The organism is Phaeovulum vinaykumarii (assembly GCF_900156695.1).
Classification (GTDB): Bacteria; Pseudomonadota; Alphaproteobacteria; order Rhodobacterales; family Rhodobacteraceae; genus Bieblia_A; species Bieblia_A vinaykumarii.
Window position 1 is genome coordinate 447,754 of sequence record NZ_FTOM01000001.1, and the last position, 26,420, is coordinate 474,173.

The 26,420-nt window shown below is 67.7% G+C and carries 24 protein-coding genes and 2 tRNA genes; 14 read left to right on the forward strand and 12 right to left on the reverse strand.

What is annotated here, in order from left to right; all coding sequences use genetic code 11:
* Positions 1-24: 24 nt before the first annotated feature.
* On the reverse strand, positions 25-1,668 hold the full coding sequence (locus BW949_RS02120) for a CTP synthase (RefSeq protein WP_076363257.1): 1,644 nt from the start codon (positions 1,666-1,668) through the stop codon (positions 25-27).
* Between the two features lie 211 nt (positions 1,669-1,879).
* The gene (secG, locus tag BW949_RS02125) at positions 1,880-2,278 is read right to left on the reverse strand and encodes a preprotein translocase subunit SecG (protein ID WP_076363258.1); all 399 of its coding nucleotides are present in this window, start codon (positions 2,276-2,278) and stop codon (positions 1,880-1,882) included.
* Positions 2,279-2,582: 304 nt separating this feature from the next.
* Here secG and BW949_RS02130 point away from each other — a divergent pair.
* From BW949_RS02130 to hisH, 4 genes are all read left to right on the forward strand, one after another.
* Positions 2,583-2,657: transfer RNA gene (locus BW949_RS02130), tRNA-Gly, on the forward strand.
* 27 nt (positions 2,658-2,684) lie between these two features.
* Positions 2,685-2,759, forward strand: a tRNA-Gly gene (locus BW949_RS02135).
* 140 nt (positions 2,760-2,899) lie between these two features.
* Positions 2,900-3,487, forward strand: coding sequence for an imidazoleglycerol-phosphate dehydratase HisB (hisB, locus tag BW949_RS02140; RefSeq protein ID WP_076363259.1), 588 nt, complete (start codon positions 2,900-2,902; stop codon positions 3,485-3,487).
* Complete coding sequence (gene hisH / locus BW949_RS02145) at positions 3,487-4,122, forward strand: imidazole glycerol phosphate synthase subunit HisH (RefSeq protein ID WP_076363260.1); 636 nt, start codon at positions 3,487-3,489, stop codon at positions 4,120-4,122. The genes hisB and hisH overlap by 1 nt, the downstream gene beginning before the upstream one ends.
* Positions 4,123-4,240: 118 nt before the next feature.
* Here hisH and BW949_RS02150 read toward each other — a convergent pair whose 3' ends face one another.
* A complete protein-coding gene (locus tag BW949_RS02150) occupies positions 4,241-4,657 on the reverse strand; it encodes a DUF2147 domain-containing protein (RefSeq protein WP_076363261.1) in 417 nt (138 codons plus the stop codon).
* A 137-nt stretch (positions 4,658-4,794) separates the two neighbouring features.
* Here BW949_RS02150 and hisA point away from each other — a divergent pair, with 137 nt between their 5' ends.
* The 4 genes from hisA to BW949_RS02170 all read left to right on the forward strand — a co-directional run bounded on the left by hisA (position 4,795) and on the right by BW949_RS02170 (position 8,348).
* Positions 4,795-5,514 carry a 1-(5-phosphoribosyl)-5-[(5-phosphoribosylamino)methylideneamino]imidazole-4-carboxamide isomerase gene (gene hisA, locus BW949_RS02155; protein ID WP_076363262.1) on the forward strand — a complete coding sequence of 240 codons (720 nt, stop codon included), beginning with the start codon at positions 4,795-4,797 and terminating at the stop codon, positions 5,512-5,514.
* A 197-nt stretch (positions 5,515-5,711) separates the two neighbouring features.
* Entirely contained in the window at positions 5,712-6,473 is a 762-nt protein-coding gene (hisF, locus tag BW949_RS02160; RefSeq protein ID WP_076363263.1) for an imidazole glycerol phosphate synthase subunit HisF, read from the forward strand.
* Positions 6,470-6,778 carry a phosphoribosyl-ATP diphosphatase gene (locus BW949_RS02165; RefSeq protein ID WP_076363264.1) on the forward strand — a complete coding sequence of 103 codons (309 nt, stop codon included), beginning with the start codon at positions 6,470-6,472 and terminating at the stop codon, positions 6,776-6,778. The genes hisF and BW949_RS02165 overlap by 4 nt, the downstream gene beginning before the upstream one ends.
* 202 nt (positions 6,779-6,980) lie before the next feature.
* Positions 6,981-8,348, forward strand: coding sequence for an aminotransferase (locus tag BW949_RS02170; RefSeq protein ID WP_076363265.1), 1,368 nt, complete (start codon positions 6,981-6,983; stop codon positions 8,346-8,348).
* A gap of 151 nt (positions 8,349-8,499) precedes the next feature.
* Here BW949_RS02170 and phaR read toward each other — a convergent pair whose 3' ends face one another.
* The 3 genes from phaR to phaC all read right to left on the reverse strand — a co-directional run bounded on the left by phaR (position 8,500) and on the right by phaC (position 11,640).
* Positions 8,500-9,075 (reverse strand): polyhydroxyalkanoate synthesis repressor PhaR, encoded by a 576-nt coding sequence (phaR, locus tag BW949_RS02175; RefSeq protein ID WP_076363266.1) that lies wholly within the window; start codon positions 9,073-9,075, stop codon positions 8,500-8,502.
* A 135-nt stretch (positions 9,076-9,210) separates the two neighbouring features.
* Complete coding sequence (locus tag BW949_RS02180) at positions 9,211-9,663, reverse strand: Phasin (RefSeq protein WP_076363267.1); 453 nt, start codon at positions 9,661-9,663, stop codon at positions 9,211-9,213.
* A gap of 225 nt (positions 9,664-9,888) precedes the next feature.
* Positions 9,889-11,640, reverse strand: coding sequence for a class I poly(R)-hydroxyalkanoic acid synthase (gene phaC / locus BW949_RS02185; protein ID WP_076363693.1), 1,752 nt, complete (start codon positions 11,638-11,640; stop codon positions 9,889-9,891).
* 567 nt (positions 11,641-12,207) lie between these two features.
* Here phaC and phaZ point away from each other — a divergent pair.
* Entirely contained in the window at positions 12,208-13,473 is a 1,266-nt protein-coding gene (gene phaZ / locus BW949_RS02190) for a polyhydroxyalkanoate depolymerase (RefSeq protein ID WP_076363268.1), read from the forward strand.
* Between the two features lie 94 nt (positions 13,474-13,567).
* Here phaZ and BW949_RS02195 read toward each other — a convergent pair whose 3' ends face one another.
* On the reverse strand, positions 13,568-14,338 hold the full coding sequence (locus BW949_RS02195; RefSeq protein WP_235816177.1) for an alpha/beta hydrolase: 771 nt from the start codon (positions 14,336-14,338) through the stop codon (positions 13,568-13,570).
* A 187-nt stretch (positions 14,339-14,525) separates the two neighbouring features.
* Between BW949_RS02195 and thrS the strand changes: the two genes are divergently transcribed.
* Both thrS and BW949_RS02205 read left to right on the forward strand, forming a co-directional pair.
* Positions 14,526-16,475, forward strand: a complete 1,950-nt coding sequence (thrS, locus tag BW949_RS02200; protein ID WP_076363269.1) for a threonine--tRNA ligase — start codon at positions 14,526-14,528, stop codon at positions 16,473-16,475.
* A gap of 284 nt (positions 16,476-16,759) precedes the next feature.
* Entirely contained in the window at positions 16,760-16,966 is a 207-nt protein-coding gene (locus tag BW949_RS02205) for a cold-shock protein (protein ID WP_076363270.1), read from the forward strand.
* A gap of 254 nt (positions 16,967-17,220) precedes the next feature.
* Here the strand turns inward: BW949_RS02205 and BW949_RS02210 are convergent, their stop codons facing one another.
* The gene (locus tag BW949_RS02210) at positions 17,221-17,586 is read right to left on the reverse strand and encodes an arsenate reductase family protein (protein ID WP_407947218.1); all 366 of its coding nucleotides are present in this window, start codon (positions 17,584-17,586) and stop codon (positions 17,221-17,223) included.
* A gap of 300 nt (positions 17,587-17,886) precedes the next feature.
* Between BW949_RS02210 and BW949_RS02215 the strand changes: the two genes are divergently transcribed.
* Positions 17,887-19,944: a polysaccharide biosynthesis protein gene (locus BW949_RS02215; protein WP_235816178.1), complete on the forward strand. Its 2,058-nt coding sequence runs from the start codon at positions 17,887-17,889 to the stop codon at positions 19,942-19,944.
* Positions 19,945-19,998: 54 nt separating this feature from the next.
* Here BW949_RS02215 and BW949_RS02220 read toward each other — a convergent pair whose 3' ends face one another.
* Positions 19,999-20,649 carry a 5-formyltetrahydrofolate cyclo-ligase gene (locus tag BW949_RS02220; protein ID WP_076363272.1) on the reverse strand — a complete coding sequence of 217 codons (651 nt, stop codon included), beginning with the start codon at positions 20,647-20,649 and terminating at the stop codon, positions 19,999-20,001.
* Complete coding sequence (gene mgtE / locus BW949_RS02225; RefSeq protein WP_076363273.1) at positions 20,646-22,031, reverse strand: magnesium transporter; 1,386 nt, start codon at positions 22,029-22,031, stop codon at positions 20,646-20,648. Before mgtE ends, BW949_RS02220 begins: the two co-directional genes overlap by 4 nt.
* Before the next feature lie 132 nt (positions 22,032-22,163).
* Here mgtE and guaD point away from each other — a divergent pair, with 132 nt between their 5' ends.
* A complete protein-coding gene (guaD, locus tag BW949_RS02230) occupies positions 22,164-23,462 on the forward strand; it encodes a guanine deaminase (protein WP_076363274.1) in 1,299 nt (432 codons plus the stop codon).
* Positions 23,463-23,500: 38 nt separating this feature from the next.
* On the opposite strand, the gene hisN is transcribed toward guaD, so the two are convergent.
* Together hisN and BW949_RS02240 are read right to left on the reverse strand one after the other, a co-directional pair.
* Complete coding sequence (gene hisN / locus BW949_RS02235) at positions 23,501-24,349, reverse strand: histidinol-phosphatase (RefSeq protein WP_083947533.1); 849 nt, start codon at positions 24,347-24,349, stop codon at positions 23,501-23,503.
* 115 nt (positions 24,350-24,464) lie between these two features.
* Complete coding sequence (locus tag BW949_RS02240; RefSeq protein WP_076363275.1) at positions 24,465-24,827, reverse strand: helix-turn-helix domain-containing protein; 363 nt, start codon at positions 24,825-24,827, stop codon at positions 24,465-24,467.
* A 352-nt stretch (positions 24,828-25,179) separates the two neighbouring features.
* Here BW949_RS02240 and BW949_RS02245 point away from each other — a divergent pair, with 352 nt between their 5' ends.
* Positions 25,180-26,166, forward strand: coding sequence for an NADPH:quinone oxidoreductase family protein (locus BW949_RS02245; RefSeq protein WP_076363276.1), 987 nt, complete (start codon positions 25,180-25,182; stop codon positions 26,164-26,166).
* Positions 26,167-26,420: the final 254 nt, after the last annotated feature.

Below are 26,420 nucleotides of genomic sequence, written 5' to 3' on the forward strand. Positions count from 1 at the left end.
ACGGCAGCCGCGGTATTGCCGGCCTCAGACCAGCAGGCTGACTTCCTTGGCCGCCTTGACGAAGGAGGCAAAGAGCGGATGCGGCGCGAAGGGCTTGGATTTCAGCTCGGGGTGGAACTGCACGCCAATGAACCACGGATGGCCCTTGTGCTCGACGATCTCGGGCAGGCGGCCATCGGGCGAAACGCCCGAGAACAGCAGCCCGCAGGCCTCGAGCTGGTCGCGCCATTTCATGTCCACCTCGTAGCGGTGGCGGTGGCGTTCCTCGATCCGGGTGGTGCCGTAGATCTCGGCCACGCGCGAGCCCTCAGTGAGATGCGCGCTATAGGCGCCCAGACGCATGGTGCCGCCCTTGTCGTCCGAGACCTTGCGTTCGACCTTGTGCGTGCCCTGCACCCATTCCTTGAGGTGATAGACGACCGGGGTGAAGCGCTTCTTGCCGGCCTCGTGGTCGAATTCCTCGGACCCCGCATCGGCAATGCCGGCCAGATTGCGCGCGGCCTCGATCACCGCCATCTGCATGCCGAGACAGATCCCCAGATAGGGGATGCCGCGTTCGCGCGCGAACTGGGCGGCGCGGATCTTGCCTTCGGTGCCGCGTTCGCCAAAGCCGCCGGGGACCAGAATCGCATGAAAGCCCTGGAGATGGGCGCCCGGATCTTCGGTCTCGAAGATCTCGGCGTCGATCCATTCGGCGCGCACCTTCACCCGGTTGGCCATGCCGCCGTGGGTCAGGGCCTCGGCAATCGACTTGTAGGCATCCTCGAGCTGGACATATTTGCCCACGATCGCCACGCGCACCTCGCCTTCGGGGCGGGTGATGCGGTCCATCACGTCTTCCCAGCGGCTCATGTCGGGGCGCGGCGCGGGGCTGATCTGGAAGGCATCCAGCACCGCCCGGTCCAGACCCGCGCGGTGATAGGCCAGCGGCGCCTCGTAGATGGTGGACAGGTCATAGGCCGGGATCACCGCATCAGGGCGCACGTTGCAGAAAAGCGCGATCTTGGCGCGTTCCTTTTCCGGGATCGGCTGTTCCGAGCGGCAGACCAGCACGTCGGGCGCAATGCCGATGGCGCGCAATTCCTTGACCGAGTGCTGGGTGGGCTTGGTCTTCAGCTCGCCGCTGGCCGCCAGATAGGGCAACAGCGTCAGATGCATGAAGATGCATTGCCCGCGCGGGCGGTCCTGGGCGAACTGGCGGATGGCCTCGAAGAAGGGCAGGCCCTCGATGTCGCCCACCGTGCCGCCGATCTCGCAGAGCTGGAAGTCGACCTCGTCCTCGCCCACGGCAAGGAAGTCCTTGATCTCGTTGGTGACGTGCGGGATCACCTGGATGGTCTTGCCCAGATAGGCGCCCTTGCGCTCCTTTTCCAGCACGTTGGAATAGATCCGCCCCGAGGACACGCTGTCGGTCTTGCGCGCGCTGACCCCGGTGAAACGTTCGTAATGCCCCAGATCCAGATCGGTCTCCGCGCCGTCATCGGTCACGAAGACCTCGCCGTGTTCGAACGGGCTCATCGTGCCCGGATCGACGTTGAGATAGGGGTCAAGCTTGCGCAGCCGCACCGAGAAGCCGCGCGCCTGCAAGAGCGCGCCCAGTGCCGCCGAGGCCAGCCCCTTGCCCAGCGAAGACACCACGCCCCCGGTGATGAAGACATAACGCGCCATGAACGAAGCTCCCCGTGCGAACGGCTTTCAACCGCAAAACAAAGTTCAGGCCGGAACGCGAATGCGCCGGCATCACGGGATTTGAAAAATAACAGATTCGCGCTCGCCCCGCAACGAGCCGCTACACATAGTTCAGGATACCCTTGAAACCCCAAAGGATTGTGGCGGCCAAGGTGGGGCCGCCACGGGGCAGGTCACGCGTGCGCCGACCTTATTCGATCGGCGGGGGCGTCAGCGGCGCGTCCAGCGTCAGCGGCGCACCGCCGGTCTGGCCGTCCATGCCCGCGGGCGGCGGCGGCAGGTCCGGCACCGGCAGAACCGGCGTTTCCGCCCCCGTCTCCGTGCCCGGGGCCATCGCGCCCAGCTGATCGACCACCGACACCGAGGCCGCGTCGCGCGCTGCCAGCACCGTCAGCGCCAGCGAGGTGCCCAGGAAGGCGACCGCGAAGAACCACGTCAGCCGAGTCATCGCATTGCCAGCCTGACGTCCGGCCATGGCGCCACCGCTTCCGCCCATGCCCAGGCCACCGCCTTCGGAGCGCTGCAACAGCACCACCCCGATCAGCAGGAGCGCAAGGATGAGATGCACGGTAAGGATGATATTCTGCATGTAGTCCCGGCCTCCGGTCGATCCGACGCGCCTATCTAGGACCATGAGGCGGAGCGTGCAAGGCCGGATTGCCCCGCGCACCGGCTTCGGCGCGATCTCCCCCCTTCCCCGCGGCCGACGGGCGGCCGCCCCTGCCTCTTCCATCTCGCCCCGGGCGGGACGCCGGACGGGAAAATTCGATCCTGACGGATTTTTCCTCTTGCAGGCCCCGGCGCAGATTTGTAAATCCCCGCTCACCGCTCGGGCAGACGCTTCGGGCGGTTCCGAGGTCGGATGCCTTGCGCATCAGCATTGGGAAACATGGGCGGGCGTAGCTCAGGGGTAGAGCATTACCTTGCCAAGGTAAGGGTCGTGAGTTCGAATCTCATCGCCCGCTCCAGTTTCTCGATACCGGCCCGGACGGAGCGCGGGCGTAGCTCAGGGGTAGAGCATTACCTTGCCAAGGTAAGGGTCGTGAGTTCGAATCTCATCGCCCGCTCCAGATCTTCGAAAAGGGCACCGGCAACGGTGCCCTTTCGCATTTCCGCCTCCCCACCGGCGCCCCCCGAACGCATGACGGGCGGGCTTTCCTCGCCGCCGCGTCGCCCCTATAACCGGCGCGACACGAAAGGGGAGACGCCCATGCGCACCGCAACCCTGACCCGCAAGACAGCCGAGACCGAGATCACCGTCAGCGTCGATCTGGACGGCACCGGGGCCTATCGGAATTCCACCGGCGTGGGGTTCTTCGATCACATGCTGGACCAGCTGGCCCGGCATTCGCTGATCGACATCACCGTCACGGCCACGGGCGATCTGCATATCGACGACCATCACACGGTCGAGGATACCGGGATCACGCTGGGCCAGGCGCTGGTGCAGGCGCTGGGCGACAAGCGCGGCATCCGCCGCTATGGCCATTTCGACCTGGCGATGGACGATTCGCTGGTGCGCGCGGCGCTGGATCTGTCGGGGCGGCCCTATCTGGTCTGCAACCTGCCCTTCCCGACGCAGAAGATCGGCAGCTTCGACACCGAACTGGTGCGCGAATTCTTCCAGGCGCTGTCCACCCATTCGGGCATGACGCTGCATGTCGACCTGATCCACGGGATCAACAGCCACCACATCGCCGAGGCCGCCTTCAAGGCGGTGGCACGCGCGCTGCGCATGGCGGTCGAACCCGACCCGCGCATGGCGGGCGTGCTGCCCTCGACCAAGGGGGCGCTGTGATGCTGACAGCGCTGGTCGATTACGATTCGGGCAACCTGCATTCGGCCGAAAAGGCGTTTCAGCGCATGGCCGCGGAAACCGGCGCGGGCGAGATCCGCGTGACCTCGGACCCCGAGGTGGTGGCGCGCGCCGACCGCATCGTGCTGCCGGGCGACGGCGCCTTTCCGGCCTGCCGGCAGGCGCTCGACGGTTTCGGCGGGCTCTTCGAAGCCATCGAGGAAGGCGTGCGCGTCAAGGGCAAGCCCTTCCTCGGCATCTGCGTCGGCATGCAGATGCTGACCAGCTGGGGCCGCGAGTTCCGCGACACCGCCGGCTTCGACTGGATCGGCGGCGAGGTCGTGGCCATCCCGCCGGCGCCGGGCCTCAAGGTGCCGCATATGGGCTGGAACGATCTGGTGATCGACCGCGCGCATCCGGTTCTGGATGGGCTGGCGACGGGCGATCACGCCTATTTCGTCCATTCCTATCACTTCCGCGTGGACGATCCGGCGCATCTGCTGGCGCATGTGGACTATGGCGGGCCGATCACCGCCATCGTGGGGCGCGACAATATCGTGGGCACCCAGTTCCACCCCGAAAAGAGCCAGGCTCTGGGGCTGCGGCTGATCGCCAATTTCCTGCGCTGGAAACCCTGACACGCGCCCAAAAGACGCCCCCAAAACACGCCCCGGCGGGGTCATTGCCCGGCCGGAGCGCATCGCGGATGTTCAGCGCCCCTGCGCCCAGGTGGCGCCTCAGCGCCCAGGTGGCGCCTCAGCGCACCCGCGCCCAGGTGCCGCCATTGCGACAGATGCCCAGCACGCAGCCCGACACCGACAGGCTGTTGCCGTTGATCTGCATCTTGGCGTTATAGGTCTTGTTGCGGTCGGGCGACCAGACCTTGCCGCCGCCATAGGCGCCGCCCCCCTGGGGCTTCATGTCCCAGACGATGCGCTTGCCGACATTGTCCGACTTCACCGGCTTGCCCTTGGCATCGAAAGCCTGGATCAGCGTGCCGCAATAGGCCGGCCCGCATGGCTGGATGCGGATATGCCCGATCTTGCCGTTATCGTCGGGCCGCGTCTGCCAGATCCCCTCCACCGGATCGGCCGCCGCCGCCCCCGCAAGACCCGCCATCACAAGACCCATGCTCACAAGCGCCGCCACCGCGGCCCGTCTTGAATTCCTCATGCTCTCTCCTCCCCGAAAGACAGGCGGGATTGGGCCATGCCGCCCGCCCTCCTGGCAAGCATGACGTGACGGCGCGGCCCCCTTGGCAGCGCCGCCCCGCCATGCCAAAAGCCCCCAACCGACAAGGGAGCCCCGCCATGATCCTCTACCCCGCGATCGACCTCAAGGACGGCCAATGCGTGCGCCTCCTGCACGGCGAGATGGACAAGGCCACCGTCTTCGGCGACGACCCCGCCGCCCAGGCCGCGAAATTCCAGGCCGCGGGCTGCGAATGGGTGCATCTGGTCGACCTCAACGGCGCCTTCGCCGGCGAACCCGTCAACGCCGCCGCGGTCGAGGCGATCCTCGAACGCCTCACCGTGCCGGCACAGCTCGGCGGCGGCATCCGCGACATGGCCACGATCGAACGCTGGCTCTCGCGGGGCCTTGCGCGCGTGATCCTCGGCACCGTGGCGGTGGAAGATCCCGATCTCGTGCGCAAGGCCGCCCGCGCCTTCCCCGGTCAGGTCGCCGTGGGGATCGACGCGCGCGGCGGCAAGGTCGCCACCAAGGGCTGGGCCCAGGAAACCGACGTGATGGTGACCGATCTCGCCCGCAGCTTCGAGGACGCCGGCGTCGCCGCGATCATCTATACCGACATCCTGCGCGACGGCGCCATGACCGGCCCCAACATCGACGCGACCGAGGCCCTCGCCCGCGCCGTCTCGATCCCGGTCATCGCCTCGGGCGGCGTCTCCCGCCTCGAAGACCTGATCGCGCTGCGCGACACCGGCGTGATCGCCGGCGCCATCTCGGGCCGCGCGATCTACGACGGCGCGCTCGACCTCACCGCCGCCCTCGCCGCCCTCAAGGCCTGACGGCGCGCGCGCCCCAAACGCGGCCGCCAAGGCCCCCGACACGGCCCGCATGCCCCCTTTCGAGCTGGCCCAAATATCCCGGGGGCGCGGGGGCAGCGCCCCCGCATCACCGCCCCCCGCCGCGTCCCCCCTCACCACCTCCCCTTCCCCCGCGCCCCCAAGGGGTCTAAGAAGACCCCGCGCAAAGGAGAGGTCCCATGCTGAAGACCCGCATCATTCCCTGCCTCGACGTGGCCGACGGGCGCGTGGTCAAGGGCGTCAACTTCGTCAACCTCATCGACGCCGGCGACCCGGTCGCGGCCGCCCGCGCCTATGACGCTGCCGGCGCCGACGAATTGTGCTTCCTCGACATCCACGCCACCCATGAAAACCGCGGCACGATGTTCGACCTGGTGACCCGCACCGCCGAGCAATGCTTCATGCCGCTCACCGTCGGCGGCGGCGTGCGCAGCCATCACGACGTGCGCGCGCTCCTGCTGGCCGGCGCCGACAAGGTCAGCTTCAACTCCGCCGCCGTCGCCAACCCCGATGTCGTTGCCGAAGCCGCCGACCGCTTCGGCAGCCAATGCATCGTCGTGGCCATCGACGCCAAGACCGTCGCCCCCGGCCGCTGGGAGATCTTCACCCATGGCGGGCGCAAGCCCACCGGCATCGACGCGGTCGACTTCGCCCGCACCGTCACCGCGAAAGGCGCCGGCGAGATCCTGCTGACCTCGATGGACCGCGACGGCACCAAGGCCGGCTTCAACCTCCCCCTCACCCGCGCCATCGCCGATGCCGTGGACATCCCCGTCATCGCCTCGGGCGGCGTCGGCACGCTCGACCACCTCGTCGAGGGCGTGACCGAGGGCCATGCCTCGGCGGTGCTCGCCGCCTCGATCTTCCATTTCGGCACCCACACCATCGGCGAGGCCAAGGCCCATATGGCCGCCGCCGGCATTCCCATGAGGATGACATGACCGCGCTCGACCGCCTCGCCGCCACCATCGAAAGCCGCCGCGGCGCCGATCCCGAGACCAGCTGGACCGCCAAGCTGCTGGCCAAGGGACCCGAGAAATGCGCCGAGAAATTCGGCGAGGAAGCCGTCGAAGCCATCATCGAGGCCGTGCGCAACGACCGCGCCCGCCTGACCGCCGAGGCCGCCGACGTGCTCTATCACCTCCTTGTCATGCTGGCCGCGCGCGACGTGCGCCTGGCCGATGTGCTGGCCGAACTCGAACGGCGCGAAGGCACCTCGGGCATCGCGGAAAAAGCCGCCCGCTGACCCGCGCGCCCTTTGGCCCGCGCGCCCCCGTGGCCGATGCGCCAGCGCGGCCCAGGGGCGCGCGCGGCGGGCGCCCCCTCGATGGGGGCAACCGCCGCTCGCCCCACCATCCGCCCCCCGCGGGCCGATCGTCTCACCGCCCGCCTTGCGGGCCGATTTCCGGCGCGCTAGCCTGCGCCGCAGCTGCACCACGGAGTTCAAGATGGCCGACACCGCCCCCAATTCCTGGGAATCGCGCGCCGATACCTATTCGCTCTACGGCTTCACCGACCTGCCCTCGGTCCATGCCCGCGGCGCCGTCGTCGTCACCCACGGCAAGGGCCCCTATATCTACGACACCCACGGGCGCGAATATCTCGACGCCAATTCGGGCCTCTGGAACATGGTCGCGGGCTTCGATCACCCCGGCCTGACCGAAACCGCCAAGGCCCAATACGACCGCCTGCCCGGCTATCACGCCTTCTTCGGGCGCATGTCCGATCAGACCGTGATGCTGTCGGAGAAGCTGGTCGAGGTCTCGCCCTTCGAGAAGGGGCGCGTCTTCTACACCAACTCGGGCTCCGAGGCCAACGACACCATGGTCAAGATCCTGTGGTTCCTGCATGCCGCCGAGGGCAAGCCCCAGCGCCGCAAGATCCTGACCCGCTGGAACGGCTATCACGGCGTCACCGCGGTCTCGGCCTCGATGACCGGCAAGCCCTACAATTCCGTCTTCGGCCTGCCGCTGCCGGGCTTCATCCATCTGGGCTGCCCGCATTACTGGCGCTTTGGCCAGCCCGGCGAGACCGAGGCCCAGTTCACCGCCCGTCTTGCCGCCGAACTCGAGGCCACGATCATCAAGGAAGGCCCCGACACGATCGCGGGCTTCTTTGCCGAACCCGTCATGGGCGCGGGCGGCGTGATCCCGCCGTCCTCGGGCTATTTCCACGCCGTCGTGCCGATCCTGCGCAAATACGGCATTCCGATCATCTCGGACGAGGTCATCTGCGGCTTCGGGCGCACCGGCAACACCTGGGGCTGCGAGACCTATGACTTCGTCCCCGATGCGATCATCTCCTCGAAGAACCTCACCGCGGGCTATTTCCCGATGGGTGCGGTGATCCTGGGCGACGAGCTGGCCCGCCGGGTGCAGGCCGCGGCCGAGGCGATCGAGGAATTCCCGCATGGCTTCACCGCCTCGGGGCATCCGGTCGGCTGCGCCATCGCGCTCAAGGCCATCGACGTGGTGATGAACGAGGGCCTGGCGCAGAACGTGCGCGAGCTGACCCCGCATTTCGAAGCCGGCCTTGCCCGGCTGGCCGAACATCCCAACATCGGCGAATGGCGCGGCAAGGGCTTCATGGGGGCGCTGGAAGCGGTGCGCGACAAGGCGACCAGGACACCCTTCGACGGCTCGCTCTCGGTGTCCGAACGCATCGCCAATGCCTGCACCGACACCGGGCTGATCTGCCGCCCGCTGGGGCAGTCGATCGTGCTCTGCCCGCCCTTCATCATCACCCGCGAACAGATGGACGAGATGTTCGAGAAGCTCGAGACCGCGCTCAAGCGCGTCTTCGACGAGGTGGCCTGACCCGGAACCCCTGGCGCGGAGCGACCCGGAAACCCTGGCGCGGAGCCCGGATCCCCTGGCGCGGAACATCGCTTCCGCGCCAGCCCGCCCACAACCCACGCGGTCACAGGCGACACGCACGCCGCGGCCGGCCGTCAGCGCCGCGGCCGCGTCACAGCTTGGACAGCTTGGACTGCAATTCGGCCAGCTGCTTCTTGATCGAGGCCAGATCCTCGCGGTCGCGGGCGCGGCTTTCGGCCGTGGCCGGTGCGGCCTCGGCGCCGTCGTCACTCTCGGGTCCGGTGCTCTGCCAGCCTGCCATCATCGAGCGCAGGAAGGCTTCCTGCTGTCGGTGCAGCGCCTCGAAACCGGGCATCGAGGCCATCGGGTTCGGGAACTTGGACCAATTGTCCATCATCTGCGACTGCCCCTCGCGCAGCATCTCGAACGACGCGGCCAGGAATTGCGGCACCACGCTTTGCGCCGATGTGGTATAGGAGCGGACCAGATCGGTCAGCACATCCACCGGCAGCACGTTTTCCCCGCGGCTTTCATGTTCGGCGATGATCTGGAGCAGATATTGCCGGGTCAGATCGTCCCCGGACTTGAGGTCGACGATCTGCACCTCGCGGCCGGCGCGGATGAAGGCGGCAATATCCTCGAGCGTGACGTAATCCGACGTCTCGGTATTGTAGAGCCGGCGGCTCGCATAGCGTTTGATGAGCAGGGGCTTTGCGTCGTCTGCCATCTTGTCCTCTCTCGCGCGTTGGTGGGGGACCGTCGCGCAAGTCTATCTGTCTGATTGATAAAAGCAACAAATGAAAGGGCCGCGCCGGACGGGCGCGACCCTTCGCATCAGAGGCCGTCATCGGGACGGCTGCGATCACTTCGCCGCGGCGGTGGTCACCTTCTTGGCGGCCGAGGTCACCTCGGAGGTGGCCTTCTTGACGGCGGCGGTGGTTTCCTCGGCCATGTCCTTGCCGGTCGACAGCATCAGCTCGACCGTTTCCATTTGCAGCTTCTTGGCCACTTCGGCAAAGGCGGCCAGGTTCTCGGCGGTCATCTCGGCATTGGCCGAGGCGAAATCGGTCAGCGCCTTGGCGTAATCGGCCGGGTCTTCCTGGCTCTTGGTCAGGTCGCCCATCTTGACCAGCGTGGCCTTGGTCCAGGCGGCCGAGATCTCGGTGGATTTCTCGGCGGCCTCCAGGGTCATCTGGGCCATCTTCTCGCTCAGCGCCATCTGGGTCTTCATGGCGTCCTGCATGGCGGTCATGTCCATCGGGAACGCCGACATCATGTCTTTCATCATCTTGGTGAAGTCCTGGTTCTTGGCCATGAGAGGTCTCCTTCGGGGTGGGGCTGCGCGGCCCGGTTGCGGGGGCCTGCCCGATCCGGCAGGCCGTCATTACCCCGTAACGGTATATGCTGCGCCGCAGAAAATCAAGATTTTTATCGCTGCGTCGCAGAATATCTACACGCATGACGCGAGTTGACATAGGCGCCGCACAAGAGGCGCGTCACCCCGCGGCCGGCACACGCCCCCATGCAGCCCGTGCCCACCCTAGACGGTGACGGGCTCGCGCACATAGGTGCCCGGCGCCGGCGCCAGAACCGCGCGCCCCCCGGCCCCCGGCACCCGCGCCGGCACCCGCCCGCCGGAATGCCGCGCCAGCCAGTGCGACCAGGTCGGCCACCAGGTGTGACGGTGGAAGCTGGCCTTCTCGCGCCAGGCGTCGGGGTCGCCGAAGGCCGCCTCGGAGGTGTAATGGCCATATTTGTCCTTGGACGGCGGGTTGATGATCCCCGCGATATGGCCCGATTGCGCCAGCACGAAGGTCCGGTCGTCCGAGCCCATCTGCGACACCCCGGCAAAGGACGCCTTCCACGGCGCGATATGGTCGGCCTCGCAGGCCACGGCGAACAGCGGCACCTTCACGTCCGAGATGCGCACCGTTTCCCCGCAGATGGTGAAGCCCTTGCCGGCGAAGCGGTCCTCCTGGCAGAGCCCGCGCAGATATTCGACCGCCATGCGCGCCGGCAGGTTCGTGCCGTCGCCGTTCCAGTAGAGCAAGTCAAAGGCCGGCGGCGCCTCGCCCATCATGTAGGCGCGCACCGCAGGTTGATAGATCAGATCGGCCGAGCGCAGGAACGAGAAGGTCCGCGCCATGTAGTAATGCGACAGCACCCCGTCACGCTGGCACTGGGCCTCGATCCCGTCGACGAAATCATTCTGAAGGAAGGCGGTGAATTCCCCCTGATCGGAAAAGTCGGTCAGCGTGGTGAAGAAGGTGGCGGTCTTGACCGGGCTCTGGCCGCGCTTTGCCAGAAGCGACAGCGTCAACGACAGCGTGGTCCCGGCGATGCAATAGCCGACCGCGTTGATCTGGTCCTCGCCGGTGATGGCGCGCACCTCGTCGATGGCGGTCAGGTAGCCGCGGGCCACGTAATCGTCCATGCCCATCTCGGCATAGGAGGGGTCGGGGTTCTTCCACGACACCACGAACAGCGTGAAGCCCTGTTCCACGATCCAGCGGATCAGCGAATTGTTGGCCCGCAGGTCGAGAATGTAGAATTTGTTGATCCAGGGCGGAAAGATCAGCAGCGGCGTGCGATGCACCGTCTCCGAACGCGGCGCATACTGGATCAGCTCGAACAATTCGTTGCGAAAGACCACCGCCCCTTCGGTGGTGGCGATGTTCTCGCCCACCCGAAAGGCCGAGCGATCCGCCAGCGACACGATCAGATCGCCCGCATTGGCCTCGATGTCGCGCACCAGGTTTTCAAGGCCCTTCACCAGGCTCTCGCCCTCGGTCTCGACCGCGCGTTGCAGCGCGTCGGGATTGGTCAGCAGGAAATTGGTCGGCGCCAGCATTTCCACGATCTGACGGGTGAAATAGGTCACCCGGCGGCGGTCGATCTCGTCCAGCCCCTCGAGCCCCGCGACCGCCTCGTCGATCGAGCGCGCCGCGATCAGATATTGCTGCTTGACGAAGTTGAACCAGGGATGGTTGTCCCACAGCGGGTTGGAAAAGCGCCGGTCGTGCGGGCCGGGATCCTCGGGCGGGGCCAGCTTGCCCTGCGCCAGCGCCTGCGTGGCCTCCAGATAATGCGTCATCGCGCGGGTCCAGTAGCCGACCTGCGTCTCGAAGACATGGGCGGGGTTCTTCATCCATTCCTGCATGAAGCCCAGGCCCGCCTTCATCCACAGATCCGCACCCGGCCCTTCCAGCGCGGGGTTGATCGGGCGCTTGTGGGTCAGCGCCGCGGCCAGACGGCGCGACAGTTCCTCGATCTTCTCGATGTTCTCCTGCATCCGCTCGGACAGCTGATGCGCCAGCTCTGCACCTTCCTCGGTGACCGAGGGCAGCTGCGCGCCGTCGATCGCGGGCAGATGGCGGGCCAGGATCTCGGCGGTGCGCATCTCGAAGGCGGGGCGCGCGGCGGTCGGCGGGGGCTTGGGCGTTTCGGCCTCGGGCGCATCCGCCGCCTTGGCGACCGCGACATCAGGGGCCGACACCCGGGATTCGGGGCCGGAGCTTTCGGCGACCGGGGATTCGACACCAGAAGATTCGGGCACGCGCCCATCGGCCGGGGCCTTGCCGCCCTTGCCATTTTGCTTGCGCGGCATCTTTTTCGCACTTGCAGCATCATGAGCCTTGGCAACGGCTTTACGACGCTTTAACCTTTTTTTCGAAGAGTGAGGGGAGATGTCTTCCCGCACATCCGACGGGGTCTCGTCTACAGGAACCTTGTCCATGCGCGCGGCGTCGTCGGTTGTCATAACAATGATACCTCCCTATCCTCCGAAACGAAACATAACGTCGCCGGCGCGCAGGGGTAAAGCGCCGAAACGCGGTCCCGCTGCGCCCGAGGAGACGCGATGAAAGGCATGATGAGCTATGACCTGATGGAAACCATCAGGAACACGAACGAATGGATGGGCGCTTCGGCGCGCGCCATGGCGTCCTATCCGATCTGGGGAATGGCGCCGCATCCGATGTTCAAGCTCATGTCCGCCTGGGGCCATGTGACCGAACGCAGCTTCGCGCGCATGGTGATCAAGCCCGACTGGGGCATCCGCTCGATCCCCGCCGAAGACGGGCGCGACCATCTGGTTCATGTCGACACGCTGGTGCCGCGCCCCTTCGGCGATCTGGTGCAATTCCGGGTGGCCGGCCGGGCGCCGATGGCGCGCCGCGTGCTGCTGGTTGCCCCGATGTCCGGGCATTATGCCACTCTCCTGCGCTCGACGGTGGCCAGTCTGCTGCCCGACTGCGACGTCTTCGTGACGGATTGGCACAACGCCCGCGACATCCCCGTATCGGACGGCAAGTTCGACATCGAGGATTACACCCTCTATCTGGTCGATTTCATGCGCCATCTCGGCCCGGATCTGAACGTGATCGCGGTCTGTCAGCCGGCGCCGCTGACGCTGGCCGCGACCGCCTATCTGGCCGAGGAAGACCCCGACGCCCAGCCGCGCACGCTGACCCTGATCGGCGGGCCGATCGACCCCGATGCCGCCCCGACCGAAGTCACCGATTTCGGCCGCCGCGTGACCATGGGCCAGCTTGAGCACATGGTGATCCAGCGCGTGGGCTTCAAATACAAGGGCGTGGGCCGGCTGGTCTATCCCGGCCTGATGCAGCTGGCCTCGTTCATCTCGATGAATGCCGACAAGCATTCCGCCGCCTTCTTCGAGAAGATCATGCTCGACGCCAAGGGCGAAGGGTCAGAACACGACCATCACAACCGCTTCTATGACGAATATCTGGCGGTGATGGACATGACGGCCGAATTCTACCTGTCGACGGTCGAGCGCATCTTCAAGGGCCGCGAGGTGGCCGACAACGCCTTTGTCGTGGAGGGCAAGCGCGTCGATATCGGCAAGATCACGCGGGTGGCGGTCAAGACGGTCGAGGGCTCCAAGGACGACATCTCGGCGCCGGGCCAATGCATTGCCGCGCTGGATCTGTGCACCGGGCTGCCCGCATCGAAGAAGGCCAGCCATGTCGAGCCGGGCGCGGGCCATTACGGCATCTTCGCCGGGTCGAGCTGGCGCAACAACATCCGCCCGCTGGTGCTGGATTTCATCGACCAGAACGCGGGCAAGGCCGAACCCAAGGCCCCGATGCGCGCCGTCTGAGCCGCCCCCCGAACGTCAACACGCGATGCGTCGTCCGGGTTCCCGCCGGACGGCGCATCGCATTCCCGCTTGGCGGCGCACACCGGCGCCGGCGTCAGACCCGCGTCTTCAGGCGGTCGACCAGCTCGGTCGTCTGCGCCTCGACCAGCGCCAGGCAATCGGGCGTCGAGAATCGGTGATCGGCCCCCTTGACCAGCATCAGACGCAGATCCGGGCCCTGGGCGTGCTGGAACAGCCGATAGGCATGCGCCACCGGCACTTCGGTATCGGCCGTGCCCTGAAGAAACCGCGCCGGCATCGGCAGGCGCAATTCGTCGCGCAACAGCAGGTGGCGGCGGCCATCCTCGATCAGGCGACGGGTGATGACATAGGGCTGCGGATCATAGGCATTGGCGCGTTCGATCTGCCCTTCCGAGACCAGCCTGGCGCGTTCCTCGCGGGTGAATTCGCGCAGCATCAGGTCTTCGGTGAAATCCGGCGCCGCGGCGATGGTGACGATCCCGCCCACCCGTTCGGGCATCGAGCGCGCGATCAGCAGCGCGATCCAGCCGCCCATCGACGAGCCCACGATCACCTGCGGGCCGCGCGTGCAGGCTGCGATCACCGCGCGCGCATCGGCAAACCAGTCGCCCACCGCACCGTCGACAAAGCGCCCGCTGCTCTGGCCGTGCCCGGAATAATCCAGCCGCAGGAAGGGCCGCCCCTTGGCAATGGCGCGGTTGCGCATGGTCAGCGCCTTGGTCCCCTCCATGTCGGAGCGAAAGCCCCCCAGAAACACCACCCCCGGCCCGGTTCCGGGCAAGGCTTCATAGGCGATTTCGCGCCCCTCGGGCGTGGTCATGCGCTCGATCATCTCTGCCCCCATGCGCCCCCTCCCGTCATTTTCGGGACAATCTAGACGCCCGGCCCGAGGCTGCAAAGCCTCGCATGCCCGCGAATTTCCCGCCGCGAACGTCGGGCCGTTGACACTCCGGTCCGAAAAGCAGATACGCGACCCGACACATACCCGCAACCGGGCGTTCCGTGGGCGCCAAACCGACGAGGAGAGCCATATGGCCGACATTTCCCTGACATTTCCCGATGGCGCCTGCCGCAGCTACCCCGCCGGGGTGACCGCCGCCGAGGTTGCGGCCTCGATCGCGCCGTCGCTGGCCAAGAACGCCATCTCGGCGCGGCTCGATGATGCGCATTGGGATCTGGCCTGGCCGATCACGCGCGACGCCCGCATCGCCATCAACACGATGAAGGACGACGCCCCCGCGCTGGAGCTGATCCGCCACGACCTGGCCCATATCATGGCGCGCGCCGTGCAGGAGATCTGGCCCGACGTGAAGGTCACGATCGGCCCGGTGCGCGACAACGGCTGGTTCTATGACTTCGACCGCGCCGAGCCCTTCACCCCCGAGGATCTGGGCCAGATCGAGGCGCGCATGCGCGAGATCATCAACGCCCGCGAGCCCGTGCGCACCGAGGTCTGGTCGCGCGACGCGGCGCTTCGCCATTACGAAGCCGCGGGCGAGCCCTTCAAGGTCGAGCTGGTCAACCGCATCCCCGCGGGCGAGGACATCCGCATGTACTGGCACGGCAACTGGCAGGATCTGTGCCGCGGCCCGCACCTGCAACATACCGGCCAGGTGCCGGCCGATGCCTTCAAGCTGACCCACGTCGCCGGCGCCTATTGGCTGGGCGACAACACCCGCCCGATGCTGCAACGCATCTACGGCGTGGCCTTCAAGACCCGCAAGGATCTCAAGGCCTGGGAAACGCTGATGGAAGAGGCCGCCAAGCGCGACCACCGCAAGCTGGGCCGCGAGATGGACCTGTTCCACATGCAGGAAGAGGCCCCCGGCCAGGTGTTCTGGCACGCCAACGGCTGGAAGATCTACACCACGCTCCAGGATTACATGCGCCGTCAGCAGGAGCGCGACGGCTATGTCGAGGTCAACACCCCGCAGGTGGTCAACCGCAAGCTCTGGGAGGCCTCGGGCCACTGGGCGAACTACCAGGAAAACATGTTCATCGTCGAGGTCGACGAGGACCACGCCCGCGAGAAGACGATCAACGCGCTCAAACCGATGAACTGCCCCTGCCACGTGCAGGTGTTCAACGTCGGGCTGAAATCCTATCGGGATCTGCCGCTGCGCATGGCCGAATTCGGCTCATGCAACCGCTATGAACCCTCGGGCGCGCTGCACGGCATCATGCGCGTGCGCGGCTTCACCCAGGACGACGCGCATATCTTCTGCACCGACGCCCAGATCGAGGCGGAAACCCGCAAGTTCATCGAATTCCTGGCCCGGATCTATGCCGATCTCGGCTTCGAGAACTGGACCATCAAGCTGTCGACCCGCCCCGAAAAGCGCATCGGCTCGGACGAAAGCTGGGACCGGGTGGAACAGGCGCTGGGCGATGCCTGCCGCGCGGCCGGGTATGAATATACCCTCCAGGAGGGCGAGGGCGCCTTCTACGGGCCCAAGCTCGAATTCACGCTGACCGATGCCATCGGGCGCGAATGGCAATGCGGCACGCTTCAGGTGGACCCGAACCTGCCCGAGCGGCTGGGCGCCACCTATATCGGCCAGGACGGCGCCAAGCACACGCCGATCATGCTGCACCGCGCGGTTCTGGGCAGCTTCGAGCGCTTCATCGGCATCTTGATCGAGAACCACGCCGGCAAGCTGCCCTTCTGGCTGGCGCCGCGGCAGGTGGTCGTGGCCTCGATCGTGTCCGAGGCCGACGCCTATGTCGCCGAGGTGGTGGCCGCGCTCCGGGCCGCCGGGGTGCGGGCCGAGGCCGACACCCGCAACGAGAAGATCAACTACAAGGTGCGCGAACACAGCCTGGCCAAGGTGCCGGTGATCCTGGCCGTCGGCATGAAGGAGGTCGAGGAACGCACCGTCTCGGTCCGCCGCCTGGGCGACACGCGCACCTCTGCCGCCGCCTTGGGCGATCTGGTCACGGAACTGGCAGCCGAAGCCACGCCGCCCGATCAGCGCGGCTGACCCCTTCGCAAGCGGGCCGGGCCTTTCGCCCGGCCCTTTTCGTTTCCGGTTCAGATATTTGCAGGCCCGATGCCGTTGCGGCCCCGTCGCGGCGTTGCGCCCCTGCGGCCAAGAGCCGCGCACAAATCCCGGTTGATTTTGCCTTCTTGTCCTTCATTCTGACGATCGCGTGAACTCAGACTTTTCGACCGCTCCCTTCTTCGGGGCAGCCGGAAGATTGGAAAGACCTGGCTGCACGACCCCGCGGCAATGGCGCCGCCGGGGAACTACTTGAGGAGGACGGGATGGCCACCGGCACCGTTAAATGGTTCAACGCCACCAAGGGCTATGGCTTCATCGCCCCTGACGAAGGCGGCAAGGATGTGTTCGTGCACATCTCTGCGGTCGAACGTGCGGGGCTCAAAGGTCTGAGCGACAACCAGAAAATCGCCTATGAGCTGCAATCGGGCCGCGACGGGCGTGCCTCGGCAAGCGATCTGAAGCTTCTGTGAGCCACGGGCGCGCGCCGATCACGCGGCGCGCGCACCCCCCTTTCCATGGGCCCGCGCCCGGAGCCCGGCGCGTCGCGCGCCCATTGGCCGGCCGATTGATCTGCGCGGGCCGCGCAAGGTGCCACCGGCAACCCAAGGGCGAATCGCTGCACCGTGATCCCTTTTCGCCCCCCTCTGCCCCGCAACGCGCCGCACCCCGACATGCCTCGGTTCCCGCCAGATTGCGGCGCGGGCCGGGCTCAGTCGGGCCGGGCTCAGTCGACGCCCAGCGCCGCGCGCGTCTCGGCGCTCCAGCCCAGAAACAGCCCTTCGGGCGCCCGGATCAGCGGACGTTTCATCAAGGTCGGATGTTCGGCCAGAAGTTCCGCCGGCGGGCGCGCGCGCTGATCGGCGTCAAGCCCGCGCCAGGTGGCCGAGGCGCGGTTGACCAGCTTGTCCCCGAACCGCTCCAGAAGTGCGGGCCAATGGTCGGGCGCCAGCGGCTCGGCGCGCAGATCGTGCAGCCGCACCTTGCGGCCGGCGGCCTTGAGCGCGGCCATCGCCTTGCGGCAGGTGTCGCAGGTGGGAATGCCGTAAAGGGTGATCTCGGGGCTGTCCCCGTCGGGTGCGGAATGTGCCATGCGCCGATCTTGCGCGCCTGCCGGGCAAGGTCAAGCCGCCCCGCCGCCGGAACCGGCAAAGACCCGCATATGCAGCGTTGGCCACGGTCGACATGTCCTGCCGGTTGTCGTAACACTTTGACGGACGGCCATTTGCGCGCGTGCGCTTGCGCGGGGACAGATGGCCCGTGACGCGTGCATCTTGCGCCCCGTCCAGCAAGGTGGTGCGCGACAGGCGGACGTTCCGCGGCCGGGCAGGCCCCCCGACGGGGCCGGTCTTGACCGTCGCGCCGCGCCCTTGGGGGGGGGGGAGACAGACGCTTGGCCCATCCTGTCGTCGACTGGTTCACGACCCGGCCCCGCAGGCTCAAGCGCCTGATGCAGGGGGGCACGGATGCGGCCTTTCTGGTCCTGTCCTTCGTGCTGGCGGCGCTTTTGCGTCTCGAAAGCCCGGCCGTGCTCGATCATCCGGCACTGTGGACGACCCTGGCGGTGGTGGTGCCGCTGGCGCTGTCGGTCTTCTATTCGCTGGGGCTCTATCGGTCGCTGGTGCGCTTTGTCGGGCCCGCGGCCTTCAAGGCGGTGATCGGCGGGATCGGCCTGTCAAGCGCGGTGGCCTTTGCGCTGAACCTGCGCATGGCCGACGGTCTGCCGCCCTCCTCGGCGCTGATCTTCGCGGCGACCGCGCTGCCGCTGGTGGGCGGCTGGCGCTTCTGGCTGCGCCAGCTTCTGGGCCTGCGCGCGCGCGATCCGTCGCCACGGGTGCTGATCTACGGGGCGGGCGTGGCCGGACGGCAGCTGAAATTCCTGCTCGATCAGGGGCGCGAGCTGAGCCCCGTGGGCTTTGTCGACGACAAGACCAGCCTTCAGGGCAACGTGATCTCGGACACGCGGGTCTATGCGCCCCAGGACATCCCCCACCTGATCCGCAAGCATGGGGTGACGCGCATCCTGCTGGCGATCCCCTCGGCTTCGGCCGAAGGGCGCGCGCGCGTGCTGGCGCGGCTGTCCACCCTGCCCGTCCAGGTCATGTCGATCCCCGATCTGGGCGATCTGGTCACCGGCCGCGCGCCGCTTGACGATTTCCGCGAGGTCGCCTTCGAACATCTTCTGGGCCGCGATCCCGTTCCCGCCGATGATGCGCTGCTGCATGCCGATATCGCCGGCAAGGTGGTTCTGGTCAGCGGCGCCGGCGGCTCGATCGGGTCGGAATTGTGCCGCCAGGTGATCGCGCAGGCCCCGCGCCTGCTGCTGATGCTCGATCATTCGGAATATGCGCTCTACACGATCGACCAGGAGCTTCAGGAACGCGCCCGCCGGCGCAGCGCCGAAACGCGCGTGCCCACCTGCGCGATCCTGGGATCGGTGCGCGACGGCGAGCGTATCCGCACGATCCTGACCCAGTATCACGTCGACACGATCTATCACGCCGCCGCCTACAAGCATGTGCCCATGGTCGAGCACAACATCGCCGAGGGCGTGCGCAACAATGTCTTCGGCACGCTGACACTGGCGCGCGCGGCCATCGACGCGGGCGTGTCGGCCTTCACGCTGATCTCGACCGACAAGGCGGTGCGCCCGACCAATGTCATGGGCGCCTCGAAGCGGCTGGCCGAGATGATCTGCCAGGCGCTGGGACGCCAGCAGGTGGCCACGCGGTTCTCGATGGTGCGCTTTGGCAATGTGCTGGGATCGTCGGGCTCGGTCATCCCCAAGTTCCGCAGCCAGATCGCGGCGGGCGGCCCCGTCACGGTGACCCATCCCGATATCACCCGCTATTTCATGACCGAGACCGAGGCCGCGCAGCTGGTCATCCAGGCCGGGGCAATGGCGCGGGGCGGCGATGTCTTCGTGCTGGACATGGGCCAGCCGGTGCGCATCCTCGACCTGGCCGAGCGGATGATCCGGCTGTCGGGGCGCAAGCCCTGGCACCGCCAGAGCATGGGGGCGCCGCCCTGCAACGGCGACAGCATCGAGGTCGTCTTCACCGGCCTGCGCCCCGGCGAAAAGCTCTATGAGGAATTGCTGATCGGCACCAATGCCTCGGGAACCGAGCATCCCCGCATCCTGACGGCCACGGAAACGACGCTGGGCTGGGCCGAGCTGGGGCCGCTGCTGGCCCAGCTGGCCGACGCCTGCGATGCCGGCGACATCCGGCGGGTGCGCACGCTGCTGATGCAGGCGCCGACCGCCTATTGCCCCGACAGCGATCTGGTCGATTATCTGTTGCTGCACCCCGAAGACATGCGCGCGGCGGAAGACATGCGCGCCGCGGATCTGGCGGCCACCGGGCCGCGGCCGCGCACGCCCAGCCTCAAGCTGGTGCAGCAAGATCCCCCCGGCACCCAGGATCCCACTGGCACCCAGGAAGCGATCTGACGCCAGCCGATCGGGCCGGCGCAGGCCAGACGGACAGACGCCCCGACCGGGGATTTACGATATCGGGGAAAAGCGGCGCAGGCCCTGTTCGGTGACGATCAGATCAAGCGGCAGATCATGCGGGCCAAGCGGAAGGACGCCGGGATGTTCCTGCGCCGCATAGGCCAACCCCACCGCCAACGGCCGCGCGCCCCCATCGGCGCGCAATTGCGCCAGCGTCCGGTCGTAGAACCCGCCGCCATAGCCCAGCCGATAGCCCGCCGCATCGAAGGCCAGAAGCGGCACGACCAGAAGCGCGGGCCGGATCTCGGGGGCTTCTGGGGCGGGCTCACGGGTGCCGAAGGCGCCGGGCACCAGCGGATCGTCGGGGTGCCAGCGGCGAAACACCAGCGGACGCGCGGGCCCCGGCACCACCGGCAGGCAGAGCGGGCCGCCCCAATCGGTCAGCGCCGGCACCGGGTCGGCCTCGGAATGAATGGCCAGATAGCCCGCGACCGGCCCAGAAGCCGCCCCTGACGCCGCACCGGGGACCGTCGGCGCCAGCGTGCGCAGCGCCGCCAGAAGCTCGGCGCGCAGGGCCCGCGCCGCATGCGGATCGCGCGCGGCCTCGGCGCGCCGCGCGCGGGCACTGCGGCGGGCCTCGGCCTTGGCGGCGTCGGCCTCGGCGGCCCGCGCAGCGGCGGCGGGAAGATCCGGCGCGCTCATAGCAGCACCATCCCGGCCAGCCCCAGGAAGGCGAAGAAGCCCACCACATCGGTCACCGTGGTCACGAAGGTGCCCGAGGCCAGCGCCGGGTCCGCGCCCAGCTTCTCGAGCGCCAGCGGCACCGCAATCCCCGACACCGCCGCCACGAACAGGTTGATGATCATGGCCACCCCGATCACCACCCCCAGCACGGGCTGTCCGAACCAGGCCCAGGCGACCGCGCCCATGACCAGGGCAAAGCACAGGCCGTTGACCGCGCCCACCACGGCCTCGCGCCGGATCACCCGCCAGACGTTCGATTCCGTCAGATTGCGCGTGGCCAGCGCCCGCACCGCCACCGTCAGCGTCTGCGTGCCGGCGTTCCCCCCCATCGAGGCCACGATGGGCATCAGCACCGCCAGCGCCACGACCTGCGCGATCGTGGCCTCGAACTGCGCGATCACGACCGAGGCCAGGATCGCCGTCAGCAGGTTGACCCCCAGCCAGGGCAGACGCTGGCGCACGGTTTCCAGCACGCTGTCCGAAATGGCCGAGTCCTCGCTGACACCGGCCAGGCGCAGGATGTCTTCCTCGTGTTCCTCATCCAGGACCGACATGGCGTCGTCGATGGTGATGACACCGACAAGGCGGTCGTCCTCGTCCACCACCGGCGCCGAGATCAGGTGATACTGGTTGAAGGCATAGGCCACGTCGCCCTCTTCCTGAAGCACGAAGACGGTGCGGAAGCTGTCCTCGACGATGTCGAGCATCGGCACGTCGCGCCGCGAGGCCAGCACCTTGCCCAGCGTGACATAGCCCACCGGATGCATCCGCGGATCGACCAGGATGACGTGATAGAACTGGTCGGGCAGCCAATCGACCGTGCGCAGATAGTCGATGGTCTCGCCCACGGTCCAATGCTCGGGCGCGGTCACCACCTCGCGCTGCATCAGACGGCCGGCGGAATATTCGGGATAGGTCAGCGATTGCTCGACCGCGGCCCGGTCGGCATCCTCGAGCGCCTCGAGGATGGCGCCCTGCTGGGGTTTCTCGAGATCCTCGATCAGGTCGACCACATCGTCCGAATCAAGCTCGCGCACCGCTTCCGCCAGCACCTCGGCCGGCATCGCGTCGATGACTTCCTCGCGAATCGATTCGTCGACCTCGGTCAGGATCTCGCCGTCGATCTCGCGGCCCCAGAGCGCCAGGAACGCGCGCCGGTCGGCCGGGTCGATCTGTTCGAGAAGGTCGGCGATATCGGCCGCGTGCAACGGCTCGAGAAGGGCGCTCAGCTGTTCGGTATCCGACGCCTCGACCGCGTCCAGAATGGCATCGACCAGATCCCCGTCCAGCCGGTAATCCTCGTCGGCACGTTCCTCGATGTCGGCGCGATCATCCAGCATGAAGACCCCTTTTCCCGTATCTTGACCAATCTAGCGCGTCGGCACGCAGGGCAACAGGGGCGATGACCGATTTACGCCGCGCGCGCGCCCGCCTACCATGCAAGCGCGACAGATCGACAAAGGGGACAGGCGGTGCAAGAGCTTCTGACGGGACAGGTTCTGACCTTCGACGCCGATCCCTTCGTGGCCGGTCCGGCGGCGGCGCGCCACCTCAGCCACGGCGGGGTGCTGATCGAGAACGGGCGCATCGCTGCGGTCGACGACGCCGACAGCCTGCGCGCGCGCCATCCCCATGCACGCGTGCATGCCTATGGCCGCGGGCTGATCTCGGCGGGCTTCGTTGATGCGCATGTGCATTATCCCCAGACCGCGATCATTGCCAGCTGGGGCAAGCGGCTGCGCGACTGGCTTGCGACCTATACCTTCCCCGAAGAGGCCCGCTTCCACGACCCCGATCATGCCGCGCGCGTCGCCGAGACCTATCTCGATCTTGCGCTGGCGCATGGCACGACCTCGTTCCTGAGCTATGGCACGATCCATCCCGCCAGCGTCGAGGCGATCTTCACCGCCGCCCAGGCGCGCGGGCTGCGCGCCGCCGCCGGGCGCACCTGCATGGACCGCAACGCCCCCGACAACCTGCGCGACACGGCCGAGGCCGCGCATGACGAAAGTGCCGCGCTGATCGCGCGCTGGCACGGGCGCGGGCGGCTGTCCTATGCGATCACGCCGCGGTTCGCGCCGACCTCGAGCCCCGCCCAGCTCGAGGCGCTGGGGGCGCTCTGGGCGCAGAACCCCACCTGTCTGATGCAGACCCACCTGAGCGAGCAGACCGAGGAAATCGACTGGGTGCTGGGGCTTTACCCGCAGGCGCGCGATTATCTCGACATCTACGAAGGCTTCGGGCTGATCGGGCGCGGCGCGGTCTTCGGCCATGCGATCCACCTGACCGAGCGCGAACGCGCCCGCCTGCTGGAAACCGGGGCGGCGATCGCGCATTGCCCGACCTCGAACCTGTTCATCGGCTCGGGGCTGTTCGATCCCGCGCTTTTGCGCACGGGTGCACGGGTGGGTCTTGGCACCGACACCGGGGGCGGGTCGTCCTTTTCGATGCTGCGCACGATGGCCACCGCCTATGAGGTGGCGCAATTGCGCGGCACGGCGCTGCATCCGGCGGAATTGTGGTGGCTGGGAACCGGGGCCGCGGCCGATGCCTTGGGCTGGGGCGGGAAAGTCGGCAATCTGGTGCCCGGCGCCGAGGCCGACCTGATCGTGGTGGACCTGCAATCGACCCCGGCCATCGCGCAACGCGCCGCGCGGGCAAACGACCTGTGGGAGGCGCTCTTTCCCACCATCATGATGGGCGATGATCGCGCCATTCGCGCAACCTGGGTTGCCGGCCAGCGCATGCACCGGCACGCCCCGCCCGGCTGAGACGCGCGGCCGTGACGTGCGGCGGATGACGCGGGAGGTCAGGCGTTCAGAAGCGCCAGCGCCTCGGCGTGGATCTCGGGGTTGGCGGCGGCGATGACCTGCCCGCCCTGATGCGCAGGCCCGCCCTGCCAGTCGGTGACGAGACCGCCCGCGGCCTCGACCACGGCGATGGGGGCGGCCACGTCATAGGGCTGAAGCCCCGCCTCGATCACCAGATCGACCTGCCCCGCCGCGACCAGCGCATAGCCATAGCAATCGGTGCCATAGCGCGTCAGCCGCGCGGCCTGCGACACGCGGCGGAAGGCCGCGCCCTCGGCCGGCGTGCCCACCTCGGGGAAGGTCGACAGGATCAGCGCCTGCGCCAGCGGCCGCGGCGCGCGCGTGCGCAAGGGGCGCGGCCCCAGCGGGCCGGTCACGCAGGCCTCGCCGAACCCGCCCAGGAACCGCTCGCCGATATAGGGCTGGTCGATCACGCCCAGAAGCGGGCCGTCGGCGTCACTGAGCCCGATCAGCACCCCCCAGGTCGGCGTCCCCGAGATGAACGACCGCGTGCCGTCGATCGGGTCCAGCACCCAGGTCAGCCCGCTGTCGCCCGCCTGGGGCCCGTATTCCTCGCCCAGGATCGCATCTTGCGGCCGCGCCCGCGCCAGCACCGCGCGCATGGCGCGTTCGGCGGCGCGGTCGGCCTCGGTCACCGGGTCGAAATCGGCGGGGCGCTTGTTGTCGGCGAAAAGCCCCTCGGAGCGGAAGAGCGGCAGGATCGCGGCACGGGCGGCCTCGGCCAGCTCATGCGCAAGCGCGATCAGCGCCGCGCGCTCGGCGGGCGGGATCTGCGCGGCACGCCGCAGGGCGTCGGGGTCGGAGAGGGGCGCGAGGGGGCGTGTCATCCCCTTTCGCTAGCGCCGGCGGGCCTGCCGGTCAAGCGACGCGGCAACCGGCACGGACCAGGCCGTGCCACACGCAGGATGCGGGTCCGGACGTTCTGTCCGGGGCCGACGCCACTCAGGCGGCGTCGGAAAGAACCTTGGCCAGGTCGAACAGACGCCGACGCTGGGCTTCGGGAATCGCATAATAGGAGCGGATCAGAAGCAGCGCTTCCTTGTCCGAGAAGATATCGCCCTCGATCTGCTGATCGGCATCATTGCGCGAGTCGAGCCCCTCGAAGAAGAACGACACCGGCACGTCCATCGCATCGGCGATATCCCAAAGCCGGGAGGCCGAGACGCGGTTCATGCCCGTTTCATACTTCTGGATCTGCTGGAACTTGATGCCGACGTGATCCGCCAGTTGCTGCTGGGTCATGCCGATCATCCAGCGGCGGTGGCGAATGCGTTTTCCGACATGCACATCTACAGGATGTTTCATGATATTACAGTCTCCTCATCTGCCGGAGGGTCCGACAAAATGCGTCTCTTCCAGTTAACGCCTGAGGGCTGGGAGAAAAGCTGCCGAAAAGGACAGGTCAGGGTTGTATGGCCCTTCTCGCGCCGCCAAAGGTGCAAACCGTCATGCAGATTACACGAATTCTGGTCATGCGTGGGAGGGTCGATCTGGAATTGCTCCAATCACCCCGTGCGTGTTTCGCGGTTTGGATTGCATTTTGCAAATTTTGATGCAATTTGCGAAAAATTTTGGAGATTTCGTTCCGGGTTCCAACGCCGTGAAACGCCCGTTATCGTCGCCCGCATCCCCCCTGAGCGAAGGAATCAAGAATCACATGCAGGCCCTGCGCGTCACCCGGATCGGCACCGCCCCGCAGCTTGCAAGCCTGGACCTGCCCGCGCCCGAACGCGGCGAGGTGCAGGTCGGCATTGCGGCCTGCGCGCTGAATTTCGCGGATCTGCTGATGATCGAGGGGCGTTATCAGGACACGCCGCCCGTGCCCTTCACGCTGGGGCTGGAGCTTTCGGGCCATGTCATCGGCTGCGGCGCGGGCGTCGAGGGTCTTTCCCCCGGCCAAAAGGTGGCGGTCTATGGCGGACAGGGGGGGCTGGCCGAGGCCGGCAACTTTCCCGCGGCCCGCGTGATCGCGCTGCCCGAAGGGCTGGATCTCAAGGCGGCGGCGGCGCTTCAGGTCGCGCATGGCACGGCGCATCTGGCGCTGGCCTGCCGGGCCGGGCTGCGCCCCGGCGAGACGGTGGTGATCCTGGGCGCGGTCGGGGGCGCGGGTCTGGCCGCGGTCGAGGTGGCACATCTGCTGGGCGCGCGGGTGATCGCGGTGGCGCGCGGCAGCGACCGGCTGAACCTGGCGCGCGCGGCCGGGGCCGACATGGTGATGGACGCCGAAACCCCGGACCTGCGCCAGGCGCTCAAGGCGGCCGGGCCCATCGACGTGATCTATGACGCGGTGGGCGGGGCCACGGGCGCGGCGGCCTTCCGGGCGCTGAGGCCGGGCGGGCGGTTCCTGGTGATCGGCTTTGCCGGGGGGGGCATTCCCGAACTGCCGCTGAACCATGCGCTGGTCAAGAACATCTCGATCCTGGGTGTGAACTGGGGGGGCTATCTGCGGCTTGATCCGACGCTCTGGGCGCGGTCGCTGGCGGCGGTCTTCGACTGGGCCGCCGAGGGCCGGTTGCGCCCCCATATCGGCGCCGAGCTGCCCCTGGCCGAGGCGCCGCGCGCGCTCGAGATGCTGCGCGCGCGCGCCGTGGGGGGCAAGATCCTGGTCCTGCCCGACGCCCCCGCCGGATCGAGCATCGCCTGATCCCGCATCGCCCGCGCGCCACTCAGCGGCAAAGCCCGGCCCGCCATGGCGCGCCCTACGTCGCCCCCTGCCTGGCCGCCTTTCCCGGCCCCGAGGTCAGGCCCCGACACCGCCCCAACACCGGCCCCGACACCGGCGCGTGATCGCGGTGTGACCCCATGTGACCGGGAAACGCTTGAAATGCGGCGGGGGCGTTCCGATATTGGCCGCGACGGGTCCATCAGGGCCCCGCAGGGATTGCCCCGCAGGCGCGG

What these genes read in the sequence shown, in the direction of transcription:
- BW949_RS02120 (WP_076363257.1), bottom strand. Translation starts at nt 1,668, where the DNA reads ATGGCGCGTTATGTCTTCATCACCGGGGGCGTGGTGTCTTCGCTGGGC.
- secG (WP_076363258.1), bottom strand. Translation starts at nt 2,278, where the DNA reads ATGCAGAATATCATCCTTACCGTGCATCTCATCCTTGCGCTCCTGCTG.
- hisB (WP_076363259.1), top strand. Translation starts at nt 2,900, where the DNA reads ATGCGCACCGCAACCCTGACCCGCAAGACAGCCGAGACCGAGATCACC.
- hisH (WP_076363260.1), top strand. Translation starts at nt 3,487, where the DNA reads ATGCTGACAGCGCTGGTCGATTACGATTCGGGCAACCTGCATTCGGCC.
- BW949_RS02150 (WP_076363261.1), bottom strand. Translation starts at nt 4,657, where the DNA reads ATGAGGAATTCAAGACGGGCCGCGGTGGCGGCGCTTGTGAGCATGGGT.
- hisA (WP_076363262.1), top strand. Translation starts at nt 4,795, where the DNA reads ATGATCCTCTACCCCGCGATCGACCTCAAGGACGGCCAATGCGTGCGC.
- hisF (WP_076363263.1), top strand. Translation starts at nt 5,712, where the DNA reads ATGCTGAAGACCCGCATCATTCCCTGCCTCGACGTGGCCGACGGGCGC.
- BW949_RS02165 (WP_076363264.1), top strand. Translation starts at nt 6,470, where the DNA reads ATGACCGCGCTCGACCGCCTCGCCGCCACCATCGAAAGCCGCCGCGGC.
- BW949_RS02170 (WP_076363265.1), top strand. Translation starts at nt 6,981, where the DNA reads ATGGCCGACACCGCCCCCAATTCCTGGGAATCGCGCGCCGATACCTAT.
- phaR (WP_076363266.1), bottom strand. Translation starts at nt 9,075, where the DNA reads ATGGCAGACGACGCAAAGCCCCTGCTCATCAAACGCTATGCGAGCCGC.
- BW949_RS02180 (WP_076363267.1), bottom strand. Translation starts at nt 9,663, where the DNA reads ATGGCCAAGAACCAGGACTTCACCAAGATGATGAAAGACATGATGTCG.
- phaC (WP_076363693.1), bottom strand. Translation starts at nt 11,640, where the DNA reads ATGCAGGAGAACATCGAGAAGATCGAGGAACTGTCGCGCCGTCTGGCC.
- phaZ (WP_076363268.1), top strand. Translation starts at nt 12,208, where the DNA reads ATGAAAGGCATGATGAGCTATGACCTGATGGAAACCATCAGGAACACG.
- BW949_RS02195 (WP_235816177.1), bottom strand. Translation starts at nt 14,338, where the DNA reads ATGGGGGCAGAGATGATCGAGCGCATGACCACGCCCGAGGGGCGCGAA.
- thrS (WP_076363269.1), top strand. Translation starts at nt 14,526, where the DNA reads ATGGCCGACATTTCCCTGACATTTCCCGATGGCGCCTGCCGCAGCTAC.
- BW949_RS02205 (WP_076363270.1), top strand. Translation starts at nt 16,760, where the DNA reads ATGGCCACCGGCACCGTTAAATGGTTCAACGCCACCAAGGGCTATGGC.
- BW949_RS02210 (WP_407947218.1), bottom strand. Translation starts at nt 17,586, where the DNA reads ATGGCACATTCCGCACCCGACGGGGACAGCCCCGAGATCACCCTTTAC.
- BW949_RS02220 (WP_076363272.1), bottom strand. Translation starts at nt 20,649, where the DNA reads ATGAGCGCGCCGGATCTTCCCGCCGCCGCTGCGCGGGCCGCCGAGGCC.
- mgtE (WP_076363273.1), bottom strand. Translation starts at nt 22,031, where the DNA reads ATGCTGGATGATCGCGCCGACATCGAGGAACGTGCCGACGAGGATTAC.
- hisN (WP_083947533.1), bottom strand. Translation starts at nt 24,349, where the DNA reads ATGACACGCCCCCTCGCGCCCCTCTCCGACCCCGACGCCCTGCGGCGT.
- BW949_RS02240 (WP_076363275.1), bottom strand. Translation starts at nt 24,827, where the DNA reads ATGAAACATCCTGTAGATGTGCATGTCGGAAAACGCATTCGCCACCGC.
- BW949_RS02245 (WP_076363276.1), top strand. Translation starts at nt 25,180, where the DNA reads ATGCAGGCCCTGCGCGTCACCCGGATCGGCACCGCCCCGCAGCTTGCA.